10 protein-coding genes and 1 pseudogene are annotated in these 14,556 nt (G+C 71.9%); 9 read left to right on the top strand and 2 right to left on the bottom strand.

Annotated elements, in window-relative coordinates:
- The first annotated feature begins 102 nt into the window (after positions 1 to 102).
- The 5 genes and pseudogenes from Drose_RS13185 to Drose_RS13165 all read left to right on the top strand — a co-directional run bounded on the left by Drose_RS13185 (position 103) and on the right by Drose_RS13165 (position 4,857).
- Positions 103 to 699, top strand: coding sequence for a cadmium resistance transporter (locus Drose_RS13185; protein WP_260728465.1), 597 nt, complete (start codon positions 103 to 105; stop codon positions 697 to 699).
- Positions 700 to 783: 84 nt separating this feature from the next.
- The gene (locus Drose_RS13180; protein WP_260728464.1) at positions 784 to 1,728 is read left to right on the top strand and encodes an RNA polymerase sigma-70 factor; all 945 of its coding nucleotides are present in this window, start codon (positions 784 to 786) and stop codon (positions 1,726 to 1,728) included.
- Between the two features lie 92 nt (positions 1,729 to 1,820).
- A pseudogene (locus tag Drose_RS13175) lies at positions 1,821 to 2,972 on the top strand (NAD(P)/FAD-dependent oxidoreductase); the annotation flags it as partial.
- Between the two features lie 140 nt (positions 2,973 to 3,112).
- Entirely contained in the window at positions 3,113 to 4,075 is a 963-nt protein-coding gene (locus Drose_RS13170; RefSeq protein ID WP_260728463.1) for an ATP-binding cassette domain-containing protein, read from the top strand.
- Positions 4,072 to 4,857, top strand: coding sequence for an ABC transporter permease (locus Drose_RS13165; RefSeq protein WP_260728462.1), 786 nt, complete (start codon positions 4,072 to 4,074; stop codon positions 4,855 to 4,857). Before Drose_RS13170 ends, Drose_RS13165 begins: the two co-directional genes overlap by 4 nt.
- Here Drose_RS13165 and Drose_RS13160 read toward each other — a convergent pair.
- A complete protein-coding gene (locus tag Drose_RS13160) occupies positions 4,835 to 8,047 on the bottom strand; it encodes an ATP-binding protein (protein WP_260728461.1) in 3,213 nt (1,070 codons plus the stop codon). The genes Drose_RS13165 and Drose_RS13160 overlap by 23 nt on opposite strands.
- Before the next feature lie 274 nt (positions 8,048 to 8,321).
- Between Drose_RS13160 and Drose_RS13155 the strand changes: the two genes are divergently transcribed.
- A complete protein-coding gene (locus tag Drose_RS13155) occupies positions 8,322 to 10,622 on the top strand; it encodes a DUF7933 domain-containing protein (protein WP_260728460.1) in 2,301 nt (766 codons plus the stop codon).
- A 229-nt stretch (positions 10,623 to 10,851) separates the two neighbouring features.
- On the opposite strand, the gene Drose_RS13150 is transcribed toward Drose_RS13155, so the two are convergent.
- Positions 10,852 to 11,124, bottom strand: coding sequence for a hypothetical protein (locus Drose_RS13150; protein WP_260728459.1), 273 nt, complete (start codon positions 11,122 to 11,124; stop codon positions 10,852 to 10,854).
- Between the two features lie 323 nt (positions 11,125 to 11,447).
- Between Drose_RS13150 and Drose_RS13145 the strand changes: the two genes are divergently transcribed.
- The 3 genes from Drose_RS13145 (at position 11,448) to Drose_RS38750 (ending at position 14,365) form a co-directional block, all read left to right on the top strand.
- Positions 11,448 to 12,680: an MFS transporter gene (locus Drose_RS13145; protein ID WP_260728458.1), complete on the top strand. Its 1,233-nt coding sequence runs from the start codon at positions 11,448 to 11,450 to the stop codon at positions 12,678 to 12,680.
- 262 nt (positions 12,681 to 12,942) lie between these two features.
- Positions 12,943 to 13,524 (top strand): TetR/AcrR family transcriptional regulator, encoded by a 582-nt coding sequence (locus Drose_RS13140; protein WP_260728457.1) that lies wholly within the window; start codon positions 12,943 to 12,945, stop codon positions 13,522 to 13,524.
- A gap of 229 nt (positions 13,525 to 13,753) precedes the next feature.
- Positions 13,754 to 14,365: a TetR/AcrR family transcriptional regulator gene (locus Drose_RS38750; protein WP_313900020.1), complete on the top strand. Its 612-nt coding sequence runs from the start codon at positions 13,754 to 13,756 to the stop codon at positions 14,363 to 14,365.
- Positions 14,366 to 14,556 lie beyond the last annotated feature (191 nt).

Genomic DNA, 14,556 nt, shown 5'->3' with positions numbered 1-14,556 from the left:
TGCGCCTGCCGGAACGTCATCCGCCCTGTTCTACGATGCTGTGTCGTCGCCGTGGCGGCCCGCCACGGGAACGGGACAGCAGGGTTCGGAGGCGGCCCGGTCGTGCATCTCGCCGTCATCGGCCAGGCGGTGGGCCTCTTCGCCGTCACCAACATCGACGACCTCCTCGTCCTGGCGCTGTTCTTCGCCCAGGGCGCCGGGCACAAGGGGTCGGCGCGGAGCATCGCGATCGGTCAGTACCTCGGCTTCACGGCCATCCTGGCCCTGGCCGGCGCGGCCGCGTTCGGCGCCACCCTGCTGCCCGAGAACGTCGTGCCTTACCTCGGGCTGCTCCCGCTCGCGCTCGGCGTCAAGGCCGCCGTCCAGGCGTGGCGGCTCCGCACCGATTCCGGCGAGGAACGCCGGGCCAGGACCATCGGCCCCAGGGCCGTGGAGGTCGCCGCGGTCACCTTCGCCAACGGCGGCGACAACATCGGCGTCTACGTGCCGGTCTTCGCCACCGCGGGCCTCGGCGACATGAGCGTCTACGCGGTCGTCTTCCTGGTCCTGGTCGCCGTGTGGATCGCGGCCGGCCGCCACTTCGCCGCCCGGCCCGCCATCGCCGGGACGCTCGGTCGCTGGGGACACATCCTGCTGCCCGTCGTCCTGATCGGCATCGGCCTGCTCATCTTGATCGAGGGCGGAGCGTTCGGCCGGTAGCACCGGCCGACGTTCGAGCGGCGGCGCCGCCGGCCGGCCAGTGTCATCGGTTCGGCGCCGCGCCGCACGGGCTAGGATCGGGCCGTGCCCTTGACCGGGAACGACGTCGAGCGGTTCGAGGCCGCCAGGCCGCGCCTGGCGGCCATCGCCTACCGCCTCCTCGGCTCCGCCGGGGAGGCCGAGGACGCCGTGCAGGACACGTTCCTGCGCTGGCAGGCCGCCGACGTCGACCGCATCGAGGTTCCCGAGGCCTGGCTGACGAAGGTCCTCACCAATCTGTGCCTCAACCAGCTCACCTCCGCACGGGCACGCCGCGAGACCTACGTGGGCCGATGGCTTCCCGAGCCGCTGCTCGCCGGGGACCCGCTGCTCGGCCCGGCCGAGACCGCCGAGCAGCGCGACTCGGTCTCGTATGCGGTCCTCATCCTCATGGAGCGCCTCTCCCCCGGTGAGCGGGCGGTCTACGTGCTGCGGGAGGCCTTCGACTACCCGCATCGGGAGATCGCCGAGGTCCTCGACATCACCGAGGCCGCCAGCCAGCAGCTCTTCCACCGTGCCAAGAAGCACGTCGCGGACGGCAAGACCCGCACCCAGGTCGACAGGACCGCCGCCCGGCGGATCGTCGAGGAGTTCCTGGCGGCCGCCACGAGCGGCCGGACCGAGCCGCTCGTGCGACTGCTCACCGAGGACGCCGTCTCGGTCGGCGACGGCGGCGGGAAGGTCCCGTCCCGCACCAAGGCGTTCGAGGGCGCCGTCGCGGTCGCGAGGTTCCTGCGGGGCCTGTTCGCACCCGGCGAGGCCAAGCGCGCCGCGGCCGGCGGCACGCCCGGGGTCTACGCTTGGACCGCCAACGGCGATCCCGCTGTCGTGGCCGTCGTGGACGGCCGGGTCGTCGGCGTCATGTGCCTGGAGGTCACCGCCGAGGGCATCGCCGCGGTCCGCAGCCAGGTCAACCCCGACAAGCTCGAACGCGCGACCGCGCGCTGGGCGGCCGTCGACCACGGGAAGCCCCTGTTCAACGCCTTCTGAGCGCTGTGTGAGGTGCCCCACATCGCGTTCCTGTCAGGAAACGGCGGACCACCCGGTTCAGGTGGCAACCCACGCAGGACAGGAGCAGGGACATGCAGCACCGCATCATCGTGCTCGGAGCCGGATACACCGGAGCCATCGCCGCCGGCCGCCTCGCCAGGCGGCTCCGCCGCGAGGACGTTGCCATCACCCTCGTCAACGCCGAGCCCGACTTCGTCGAACGCGTCCGCATGCACGAGCTGGCGGCCGGCCACGACCTCAGGCCCCGACCGCTCAGCGACCTGTTCGCGGGCACCGGCGTCGAGCTGAGACTCGCGAAGGTCACCGGCGTCGACGTCGACCGCAGGACGGTTGCCGTCATCGACGCGGACGGCGCCGACGAACTCACCTACGACACCCTCCTCTACGCCCTCGGCAGCGGCTGGAACGCCCAGGGCGTCCCCGGGACCGCCGAGCACGCCTACGAGATCGCCGGCCGCCCCGGAGCGCTCCGGCTGCGCGAGCGCCTGGCCCGCCTCGACGCCGGCCGGACCGTGGTCGTCGTCGGCGGCGGCCTCACCGGCCTGGAGGCCGCGACCGAGATCGCCGGGGCCCGCCCGGATCTCGACGTCGCCCTCGCCGCCCGCGACGGGCTCGGCTGCTGGCTCTCCCCCAAGGGCCGCAAGCACCTGCGGAAGGTCTTCGGCAAGCTCGGGATCACGGTGTACGAGCACGCCGCCGTCACCGGCGTCGAAGCGGACCGCGTCACCACCGCCGACGGCAGGGTCATCCCGGCCGCGGTCACCGTCTGGACCGCCGGCTTCGCGGTCCACCCGATCGCGGCGGCGACCACCCTGGAGGTCGCCGGCACCGGCCAGATCGTGGTCGACGGGACCATGCGGTCGGTTTCGCACCCGGACGTTTACGCCGTCGGCGACGCGGCCATGGCGACGGGCCCCGGCGACAAGCCGCTGCGGATGTCGTGCGCCTCGGGCGGTCCGGCCGCGTGGCAGGCCGCCGACGCGATCGCGGCACGCCTGACCGGCGGGAAGCTCCCGAACACGCCGATCCGCTACTTCAACCAGTGCATCTCGCTGGGCCGCACGGAGGGCTTGATCCAGTACGTCACCGCCGACGACCGCGCCGTGCGGGCGGTCCTGACCGGACGGCTCGCCGCCGTCTACAAGGAGCTGGTCTGCAGGGGTGCCGCCTGGGCCGTCGCCAACCCGACGCTCGGGCTGCCGACCCGGCGCCATCGCGTCACGCGGGTCGCCGGCAAGTCCGTGGACGTCCACGGCTCCGGCACCACCAACGGTTCCAAGGTCCAGCTCGGTAACACCCCGATCGGTACGCCTGATACCGCCGTGTGACCGCGGCGAAGCTCGCGGGCCGCACGCTCGGGGACATGACTCCTTCCCCATCTCGAACGGCGATCGCGGCGACCGGGCTGCGAAAGTCGTTCGGCGACACGGTGGTCCTCGACGGCGTCGATCTGCGGGTCGCCACGGGGACGATATTCTCCCTGCTCGGCCCGAACGGCGCCGGGAAGACCACGACGGTGCAGATCCTGTCCACGCTGATCCGCGCCGACGGCGGCGAGGTCCACGTCGCCGGGCACGACCTGGCGCGCGATCCCGCCGGGGTCCGCGCCGCGATCGCCGTCACCGGTCAGTTCTCGGCGGTGGACAATCTGTTCACCGGCGAGGAGAACCTGATCCTGATGGCGGACCTGCACCATCTAAGCCGCGGTGCGGGCCGGCGCCGGGCCGCCGACCTGCTCGACCGGTTCGATCTGGTGGAGGCGGCCCGGAAGCCGGCGGCCACCTATTCCGGGGGCATGCGGCGCCGGCTGGACCTCGCGATGGGACTCGTCGGCGATCCCCGCGTCATCTTCCTCGACGAGCCCACCACCGGCCTCGACCCGCGCAGCCGCCGCACCATGTGGCGCATCATCCGGGACCTCGCGGCCGGCGGCGTCACGATCTTCCTCACCACCCAGTATCTGGACGAGGCGGACGAACTCGCCGACCGGATCGCGGTGCTCGACCAGGGAAGGCTCGTCGCGCAGGGGACGCCGGACGAGCTCAAACGCCGCATTCCCGGTGGCCACGTCCGCCTGCGGTTCAGCGATCCGGCCGTGCTCGACCTGGCCGCCCGGACATTCGGTGACGGGCAGCGCGACAACGACGCGCTCACCTTGCAGATCCCGCACGACGGCACCGTCCGGTCGCTGCGGGCCCTGCTCAGCCGGCTCGACGACGCCTCGATCGAGGCCGACGAGTTTTCGGTCCACACGTCCGATCTCGACGACGTCTTCTTCGCACTCACCGGCCACCCCTCCGAGCAGGTCAAGGAATCCGTACGATGAGCAGCCTGTCCTACGCCCTGAGTGACTCCACGACGATGGTGCGGCGCACCCTCCGGCACGCGCTGCGGTACCCGGCTACGTTGATCATGTCGGTTGGTGTGCCGGTCCTGTTGCTGTTGCTGTTCGTCGGCGTCTTCGGCGGCGCGTTGAACGCCGGTGTCGCCGGCGGCTCCCACGGGAAGTACATCGACTACGTCGTTCCCGGAATTCTCCTGATGACCGCGGGATACGGCAGCTCGACCACGGCGTTGGCGGTCAACCGGGACATGTCCGAAGGGATCATCGCCCGGTTCCGCACCATGGCGATCTCCCGCGCCTCGGTGCTGACCGGACACGTCGTCGGCGCGCTGGTTCGGACGATGGCGAGCGTCGCGCTGGTCATCGGTGTCGCGCTGCTCCTGGGGTACCGGCCCACGACCGACGCCGGCCGGTGGATCGCGGCGACCGGCGTCGTCGCGCTGCTCGTGCTGGCCCTCACCTGGCTGGCGGTGGCGGTCGGCCTGGCGGCCGACAACGCCGAGGGCACCGCGTCGTTCACCCTCGTCGTTCAGGTGCTGCCGTTCATCAGCAGCGCGTTCGTGCCGACCGGCTCGATGTCGGCGCCGGTGCGCTGGTTCGCCGAGCACGAGCCGTTCACCCCGATCATCGACACGTTGCGGGGTCTGCTGATGGGCACGCCGGTCGGCGGCAGCGGGATCGCCGCCGTCGCCTGGTGTGTCGGTCTCGCGCTGGCCGGCTACCTGTGGGCCCGGGCGTTGTTCAGGCGGGATCCGAACCGGTGAGCTGACCCCGGGCCAGCAGCGCGGCCGACACCGCGGCCCGCAGACCCTCGCGATCGAGGTCGGCATACGACGACACCGCGTCGGCGTATGCCGACCTGTCGGCCTCCTCGGCGACGCGCCGGGCCCGTGTGGCCGACATGGCGGGCTGGAATCCTCGCGGGAACCCGAAGCGCTCGGCCAGGGCGGTCATCCGGGCACCCGACCGCATGGCATGCGCGTCGCCGGTGTGGTTGCCCCGGTCGATGTCCGCCACGGCGATCGCCAGCAGCAGCGCACCGCACACCGGGATGTTCGCGTCGCCGGGCTTCGTGGTCATCGCCGACAGCGTGCGCGGCAGCGCACCGGCCAGCTCCTCGACGAGGTCGAGCCGACCGTGGTACGTGTGCGTGGCCACGGCGATGGCCTGGACCTCCAACGCCCAGGGCGTCAGGCCGGACAGGTCGCCGTCGACGGCCGGGCGCTCCGTGCGGCGCAACCCGTCGGCGGCGCGCCGCCACAGGCGCAGGCCGGCGTCGACGTCACCGCGGCCGAGCGCGATCTCCGCGCGCACGGCGACGTCGAACATCGACAGGCCGGCCGACTCCTCCCCACCGTCCTGAACGGCCCGCTCCAGCCAGCGCTCCGCCTCGTCGACGGCGCCGCGTTGCAGGTTGGCCAGTACCAGGACCCATCGCAGCCGGTTCGCGCTGGACCACGCCCCCGACTCCTCCACCGCCGACAACGCCGCGCCGAGGTGACGCACCGCCTCGTCGGCGGGACCGGCCTCGAGACGCAGCTCGCCGATCCGGGAGTGGGCGACGGCGCGCAGCCACGGAATCTCCTGGTTCTCGAAGGCGGCAAGCGTCCGCCCCGCCGCCTTCAGCGCGCCGTCGAGGTCGTTGGCGTACTCCCAGCGGTAGCTGGCCGCGGCGTTGGCCATGCCCGCGACGAGCGGCTCGGCGCGGTCGCACAGCTCCCGCAGGGCCGTGAGGTCCGATCCGGACGACTCGGCGAGCGCGCCCAGCACGATCTGGATGGCCCGGACCGGGGTGTCCGGCGGGGCCGGCGGAAGCCGGCGCAGTGCGACCAGGGAGCGTGCCGGGCCACCCAGATCCCGCACCACCAGGCCGCTCACGGCGCAGAGCACCGCGGCCGTCCGCGTGGCTTCCACGAAGGCGGGCTCCGGACGGTAGTGCGACAGCACCCAGACGATCTCCCCGAGCGAGGTCGCGACGCGGGTGAAGTTCGAGTCGACGATCCACAGGCCGCTCAGCACTGCCGCGGTCGCCGCGACCGTCGCGCCGTCCCGCCGGTCCAGCCCGTGCCGCAGGGCCTGGACGAGGTTCTCCTGCTCGGCCCGGATCTGTTCGAGGGACGCGCCGAGATCGGCCCCGAGCATCGACGCGTGGTGCGTCACCCCGAAGTCGCGGGCCCACGCCAGGAACCGGTCGGTCGCGAGGCCGGTCTCGCCGGCATCCTCCCGGCGCGCGGCGCCGAACTCGCGCACCGTCTCCAGCATCCGGAAGCGCGTGCCCGACGCGGTCTCGGCCACCTTGAGCAGTGACTGGTCGACCAGTAGTTCCAGGATGTGCCAGATGTCGCCGGGCCCGAGGTCGCCGGCGAGCAGATGACCGGCGGCGTCGGCGGTGAACCCGTCGGGAAAGATCGACAGCGCGCGCATCGCCGCCTGCCCGGCCGGGTCGAGGAGGTGCCAGCTCCAGTCGATGACGGCGTGCATCGTGCGGTGCCGTTGGGGCGTGTCCCGTGCGCCGCTCCGGAGAACGGCGAACCGGTCGTCGATGCGGCGGACGATCTCGGTGACCGACATGACCCGTACCCGCGCGGCCGCCAGCTCCACCGCGAGCGGCAACCCGTCCAGGTGCCGGCACAGCTCCTCCACCGCCTCGGCGGGCAGGTCGACGCCGGGACGCGCCGCCCGGGCCCGCTGCCCGAACAGCTCGACGGTCGTGGCCGGATCCAGCTCGGGCAGCAGGTACACCGATTCCGAGGACAGGTCCAAGGGAGCCCGGCTGGTGACGAGCACCCGCAGCTCCTCGGTCCTCGCCACCAGGACGCGCACCAGCTCGGCGACGCCACCCACGACGTGCTCGCAGTTGTCCAGCACCAGCAGCACGGGGCCGGGGCCGAGAGCGTCCGCGACAGCGGTGAGCACGTCCGGCCGTGCGGCCAGCCGGCCACCCGTGACCGGGAGCGACTCGCCGACGCCGAGCACCGCGGCGACCTCGCCCGTGACGTCGTCATCACTCCGCACGCCGGCCAGCGCGACGACTTGCACGACACGCTGGTCCGCCCGGCGGCTCACGGCATACGCGAGACGGGTCTTGCCCAGCCCTCCTGTCCCGACGATCGACGTGACCCGGCACGTGCGCACCAGCTCGGCGACCGCGGCGATGTCGTCGGCCCGGCCGAGCAGCGGGTTGGGCTCGCTCGGCACGCCGTTGCGGGCCACCGGCGGCTGACCGCGCAGCAACTCCTGGTACACCGCCTGGAGCGCGGAGCCGGGATCCGTGCCGAGCTCGTCGCGCAACGACCTGCGATACGCCTCGTATCTGACCAGGGCCGCGGACGGTCCCGCCGTCGCCGCCTCACAGCGCAGCAGCTCCAGCAGGACCTCTTCGTCCCGCGGACGCTGCCGGGCCACGTCGCCGAGTGGTTCGACCGCTTCGGCGCTGCGCCCCAGCCGCGACAACGCCAGCGCCCGGAAGCGCACCAGCGACCGGTACGCACCGGCCCGATCCGCACGCAACACAGCGACCGGATCGTCGGGGACACCGCCGTCCCGGGCCGCGCCCGCACCTGGCCCGCCCGGCCAGAGCGCGAGCCCCTGCTCGGCGGACGCGAGTGCGGCCGCGTGCTCCCCCGCCCGTGTGTGCCGCGCGGTCGCCGACGCGCTGAGCAGGACAGCGGCGGCGTCCACCTCCTCGTCACGCAGCGCGAGGCGGTAGCCGGTCGGTGTCGTGTCGACAACGTCGGGGCCGAGCTGTGCCCGGGCGCGGGAGACGAGCATCTGCAGCGCCTTTGTCGGATGCTCCGGCCGCTCGTCCGGCCAGAGCCCGTCCATCAACCGGCCGGTGCTGCAACCGTTGCGCAGGTCGGCGGCGAGCAGCGCCAACAGGCCACACAGCCGGGGAGCGGTGATCTCCCGGCCACGGTGGAACACCCCCGGCAACAGCATCAGTTCGGCGGTCACCACCCCAGGTTAGGCACCGACGCACCGGCGGCACAGCTTCGTCGCGCCGCCGCGGCCGAGCGCACTTCCCGGCGGCGGGCGGTCTCCCGGGTCGCAGCGGCGGGCCCTACCGGAAGGCCGAACGAGCCGAGCCGCCGCCGACCGGCGCGCCGTGCCACGCCATGACCCAGTATCCGGAGACTTTTTCGGGATTAACCCATAATTTCGTCCCTTTTGCCTAGATTGCTCCTAGAGGTCGCGTTGCGACCAGGCAAATCTTGCGGGGGATGTTCAAATGAGGAAACCGTACGAGCCGGCGCGGCGACGCGGCCGGTGGGCGGCGTCCGCGGCCCTCGTCGCGGCGGCGCTGACGGGCATGGTGGCGGCGGTCGGTCCGGCACAGTCGGCGCAGGCGGCGCAGGTGGCGCGGCCTGCGGCGGCGGCGGACGAGGCCGCGACGGTCAGGACGCACGTCCAGCCGGCGGTCGCGAAGCCGCGGGCCGGCGCGAAACGGGCACCGGCTCACACGAAGCGGCCGGGCGCGACGAAGCAGGCGAGCGAGACGAAGCAAGCCGGCAAGGCGAAGCAGGCCGGCGACACCAAGCAGACCCGCGCCGGGAAACAGACCCGCGCCGGGACGCAGGCCGGAAACGGGAAACACGCCCGCGACGCCAAGCAGGCCGGCTCCGCGCGGCACGCCGGCCGTCCCGCGCCCAAGGCGAGCGCTTCCGCGTCGACAGCGGCGGCGAAGGCCCACGTCAAGGCCGGCGCATCGGCGACTCCGCCGGTTTCACCGTCCGCACAGGCCGAGGGCGGCAACAACTCGACCATGATGAGTGCCTCGTTCTCCCCGGCGACGATCGCCGCCGGCGAGACGACCGACCTGACGTTCCACCTCACCTGGGACCAGGGCACCGGCGACACCACCGACGTCGGCTTCACCGTGACGTTGCCCAACGGCCTGACCACGGTAGGCAACACCTGGTACGACAGCCAGTGCGGCGGCACGGTGACGAAACCGGCCAACGGGGCGGTCCGGCTGACCGGAGCGACCGTCCCGAGCGGCGGTAGCTGCGACTTCACGCTGCACCTCGGCGCCTACCAGCAGGGCACCTACCCGATGTCCGTCGGCGACGTGACCGACACGTCCGCCAACCTCTTCCCGGGCTTCACCACGACGCTGACGGTCACCGCCCAGGCGTACCTGGCGAGTCTCTTCCTCGGGCCCACCACCGTGGCGGTGGACGAGCCCGCCCTGCTGATCATCGGGATCCTGAACCCGACCCTCTCGCCCGTGAACTACGGGTTCACGGCCACGCTCCCGGCGCACCTGAAGGTGGCCGACATCGGCACCCCGCCGAACACCAGCGCCTGCGACGCCACGGTCAGCGCCCCGGCCGGGGGCAGCGTCATCACCGTCACCGGTGGCACCGCGCCCCCGAACGTCGGCACCGGCGGCTGCGCCGCCCTCGTTCCGGTCGTCGCGGACGCTGCCGGCACCTACAACACCGCCGACATCGCCATCAGCGCCGCCACCGGCGTCCCGGCAGCGATCACCAACGTGTACCCGTGCGTGGGTCCCTGCCCGCCGGACATGGGGACACTCACCGTCACCGCGCCGAAGCAGGCGCAGACGATCACGTTCGGGGCACTCCCCGACGTGGCGCTCTCGGCCGGCACCGTGACGCTCACCGGCACCGCGTCCTCCGGCCTGACGCTCACCTACACCAGCGACACGCCGTCCGTCTGCACCGTCGCCGGCACCACGGTCACGCTGGTGGCCGCGGGCACCTGCACGGTCGCCGCAGCTCAGGAAGGCGACGCCACGTACGCGGCCGCCGAGGCGGTCTCGCGCTCGTTCGGGATCCTGCCGCCGGCCCAGCCGCCGACGACGGTCACCGCCACCGCCGGCACGTCCTCGATCACCGTGCACTGGACCGCGCCAGGCACCACCACCGGCATCACCGGCTACACCGCGACCGCCAGCCCGGGCCCGGCCACCTGCACCACGACCACCGCCACCGACACGACCTGCGTGCTCGGCGCGGCTGCGGGCACCACCTACACCATCACCGTGATCGCCCATTCGGCCGGTGGCGACTCGACCCCGGCAGGCCCGTCGAACGAGGTCACCGTCACCGCGCCGGTGCCGCCCGCGGCCGGCCCGCCGGACACGAACCTGACCCTGACCACCGACAAGGGCCCGATCAGCACCGCCACGCCCGGCCAGCAGATCACCTTCGTCGGTACCGGCTTCGCCCCGCACTCCACCGTCGTGATCTCGATCTACTCGTCACCGACCGTGCTGGGCACCGCCGTCACCGACGCCGGCGGCAGCTTCGCCAAGCCGATCACGATCCCGTCCGGCCTGGCGGCCGGCGTGCACACGGCGGTCGCGCAGGGCGTCGCACCCGACGGCACGGCCCGGGCGATGAACCTCGCGATCACCGTCGCCCGGCCGAGCACGTCCGGCCCCACGTCGACACTGCCGGTCACCGGCGTGGCCGTGTCCGTCATGCTCCTCACCGGACTGGGCAGCACCGTCGCCGGCGTCGCCCTGCTCACCGCTTTCCGCCGGTACCACCGCACCAACTGACGCACCGACGAGCCGCCGGGCCGAGGGCACAACCCCCGGCCCGGCGGCTCCTTTCTCGCGTTCGGGCGACTGTGCCGCGAGCGCCCCGATGAGCGGTGTGCCGAGCCGGTGCGCCGCCGGCAACGCCGCGGTGGTCCGCCCCGGCGAGACGCTGACCTTCACGATCAAGCGCGCCACCCAGGGCGATCGCAACGAGTGCAGCGGGTGACCGGGCGGCACGACACCGTGATCACGGCAGCTTCCACACCGACAGCGCGCCGTCGACCACGCACGCGAGCATGCTGCGGTCCTGGGAGCACTCCGGCCGCCCCTGCCAGCTCGCCGCACGGCCGAAAACGGCGATCCGGCCGCTGCGCGGGTCGGCGACGCCGAGCACGGCCGCACGGTCGCCGGCGGGTTTCCACACCACGGTCCGGTCGCCGGGCAGGGCCGTGACGAGGCCCCATCCCTCCAACTCGCGCACGACCCGGCCGGTGCTGATGACCGTCCCGGTGAACACCACCACGGCGACCGTGCCGGTCCCGTCACGGTCGAACGTGGTCCGGCCGCACCCCCGGCGACGCCGGCCAGGACCGCCGGCGGGGTCGCGCCCGTCGCGGGGTCACCGGTGCCGGCGGGATCCGGTCCGCAGATCCGTAGCCAGTGACGAACGCATCAGCTCTGGTCGTGCCCCGATTCTGGCTCGGCCAACCAAGCGCTTGCTACGCTGCCAGGACTGGTTGCCCGCCGGCACCGAACCGGCGTGCCTGGCCGTGTCCGCACGACCACGCGCCGCCTTTCGTCCGCGGCGGGCCCGTGAGGCCACCCAGGAGGGCGAACGGCGTAATGTTCCGAGCGCTGCGACACCCTCCATTTCGGACACTGTGGGCGCTGGTCATCCTGGGCCAGCTCGGGTACTGGTTCTCGTCGATCGTGTTCCAGTGGGAGGTGGCCAATCGTACCGGCAACGACCCTCTCGCCCTGGGCGTGCTTTACTTCTGCGGCCTGGCCCCGTTCCTGCTGTTCTCCCTGCCGGCCGGAATGGTCGCCGACAGCCGGGACAGACGCACGCTGATCATCCTCGTCCAGGTCGCGGCGTCGCTCCTGGCGGTCACCGCCACCCTGCTGGCCGCACTGGCCGCCATGACCGTCCCGGCGTTGATGGTGCTGAGCTTCCTGGCCGGATGCGTCGCCACCGTCCTGTCCCCGGCCAGCCATGCCCTCATCGCCAAGGTCGTCCCGGCGGAGGACATGGTCAGCGCGGTACCGCTGCAGTCCGCGGGCGTCAACCTGGCCCGCATCACCGGACCGGCGCTGGTCGGCCCAGTGCTCATGGTCGGTGGACCGGTCAGCGCCTTCGGTGCCTACGCGGCGCTGTCCATCGGCGCCGCGGCCCTGGCCGGACGGCTCGCCGCGTCCGTTGGCCCGGCCGCGTCGGTGCCGGTCGAGACGGTCCGGCAACGGCTCACGGCCGGCATCAGCCACGTGCGGCAGCGGCGGCCGATGCTCCCGGCACTCGCCGTCGTCTCGGCGACATCCCTGTTCGGCTCGTCCTACGTGGCACAGCTCCCGCTGATCGGGGCACGGGTCTCCGCCGACAGCGATACCGCGTTTCTGATCCTGGTGACCCTGGGCGGCATCGGTTCACTCCTCGGCGTGCTGTCCGTCGCCTGGCGCGGCCGCAGGCTCGGCGTGGCCTCGGCGGCGAGTCAACTGGCGGCACTCGGCGTGATCGTCGGGCTGATCGGCGTGACGCGATCGTTTCCGCTGATCGTCGTCCTCATGGTCCTCGGAGGCGCGCTCAGCTTCTCGATCATGACGTCGATCAACTCCATCTTGCAGCACGTCGTCGACGACGCTCAGCGCGGGCGGGTCCTGAGCCTGTACTTCGTCTGCTGGGGTGGCCTGCTCCCGCTCGGCGGCCTGGGCCTCGGCGGGCTGGTCCGAATGCTCGACGTCGGCTGGGCGTTCGCCTGCGCCGGGTGCCTGGCCGTGCTTGCCGGTCTCGGCATCGCGCTGCGCACCCGCCGATCCGCGAGCCACCCGGCCGGCGATCGACGCGCCCGGCAGGCCCGATGACGCAGCGTGGGCGACTTCATGGAACCATGTCGACACGGGATCTCAACCGTGCGAAGATCACCGATCAATGGCCCGTCGCGAAACGGGTTAAAACGTGGACACACCGACGTAACAAGCGCTTGGTAGAAATACCGTGCCGGTCGTACCGTCGGTGCGCCGGCAGCACGTGCCGCCTCCCCGACACATCGGTGGCAATCGCCGGACGAGGCTGCGATCCTGGCCCACCGAACCGATGCCGAACTGCGAGGACCCGTTGACGCGAGTGCTGAAAGACCGACGCGAGGTGATTCTCGGCAGCGCCGCAGCCCTGTTCGCCAGCAAGGGCGTGGCGGCCACCACCGTCCGTCAGATCGCCGATGAGGCCGGCCTCCTCTCCGGCAGCCTCTACCACCACTTCGACTCCAAGGAGACGATGGTCAACGAGATCATCTCGTCGTACCTGACGGACCTCCAAACTCGGTACAAGACCGTGCTGGCGCGGAAGGGCGATGCCCGCGAGCGGCTGCACGACATGATCATGGCGTCGCTGGAAGTGGTCGAGGAGCACCCGCACGCCACCGAGATCTACCAGAACGACGTCAACTACCTGTTGCAGTTCGAGCGGTTCAGCTACCTCCGGAATGCCGGCCGGGCGGTCCAGGACGCCTGGCTCCGGGTGATCGAGGCAGGTATCGCCGAGGGCGTGTTCCGCGCCGACGTCGACCCGAAGATCCTCTACCGGCTCATGCGTAACTCCCTGTGGTTGTCGGTGCGCTGGTTCAAGCCGAGCAAGGCATACCCGATCACCAAGCTGGCCCAGGACTGCACCGCGCTGTTCCTCGACGGTCTTGCCGTTCGCGACTGAGCCGCCCCGCGAGCATCCGGGTCAGGCGACGGTACCGACGCCCACCCGTGCCGGCTCGGACGTGCTCACCACCGGAACCTGCGGTCACACCAATACACCAGGCAGTTGGTAGCGTTGGGCCGGCCCTCACGGGCAGCGGCACCGACGGCATCGACGCCGCTGGCGGGAATCGCCGCAGACGCCGGGCCCGAACACAACATTGTCCCGTTCGACCGTTTGCGAGGATCCCTTGGCGCGAGAGCCTGGAGACCGGCGAGAGACGATTCTCGACAGCGCCGCAGCCCTGTTCGCCCGCAAAGGAGTGGCGGCGACCACCGTCCGCCAGATCGCCGACGACGTCGGCATCCTCTCCGGCAGCCTTTACCACCACTTCGACTCCAAGGAGGCCATGGTCGACGAGATCCTCTCGTCGTTCCTGCGTGACCTCAATGATCGATACACCAAGGTGCTGGCACAGAAGACGGACGCCCGCGTCCGGCTGCACGACCTGGTCATGGCGTCGCTGGAGGTGGTCGAGGCCCACCCGCACGCCGCCGAGATCTACCAGAACGATCTCAACTACCTGCTGGGCATCGAGCGCTTCTCGTACCTGCGCAACGCCGGCCGTCAGGTGCAGGACGCCTGGCTCACGGTGATCGACGCCGGCGTCGCCGAAGGTGTCTTCCGCGGCGACCTGGACTCGAAAATCGTCTACCGGCTGATGCGCGAGGCCATTTGGCTCTCGGTGCGCTGGTTCAAGCCGAGCCGGGCCTACCCGATCGCCAAGCTGGCCGGGGACGCTACCTCGCTGTTCCTGGACGGCCTCACCGCCGAGACCGCTGGGCCGCCCGACCGAGCGTGAGCGGCGCCGGAAACACCGCCGCCGGACCCGGGCGGCGGGTTCCGGGCCGGGCGACTCCATGACGCTTCTATAGGGGTGGTGATCGGGCCCGGGGTTCGTGATCCGTTAGGTTCAATGCCGGTCGTGTAGGTGTGACCCACCCATGATCTGGCTGCCGGTTGGTGTGCCTTGTTCATGACCTGTCCACCGAC

The organism is Dactylosporangium roseum (assembly GCF_025264685.1).
GTDB classification, from domain to species: Bacteria; Actinomycetota; Actinomycetes; order Mycobacteriales; family Micromonosporaceae; genus Dactylosporangium; species Dactylosporangium roseum.
The sequence above is the reverse complement of the archived record's forward strand: the minus strand, read 5'-3'. Positions and strand labels throughout refer to the sequence as shown.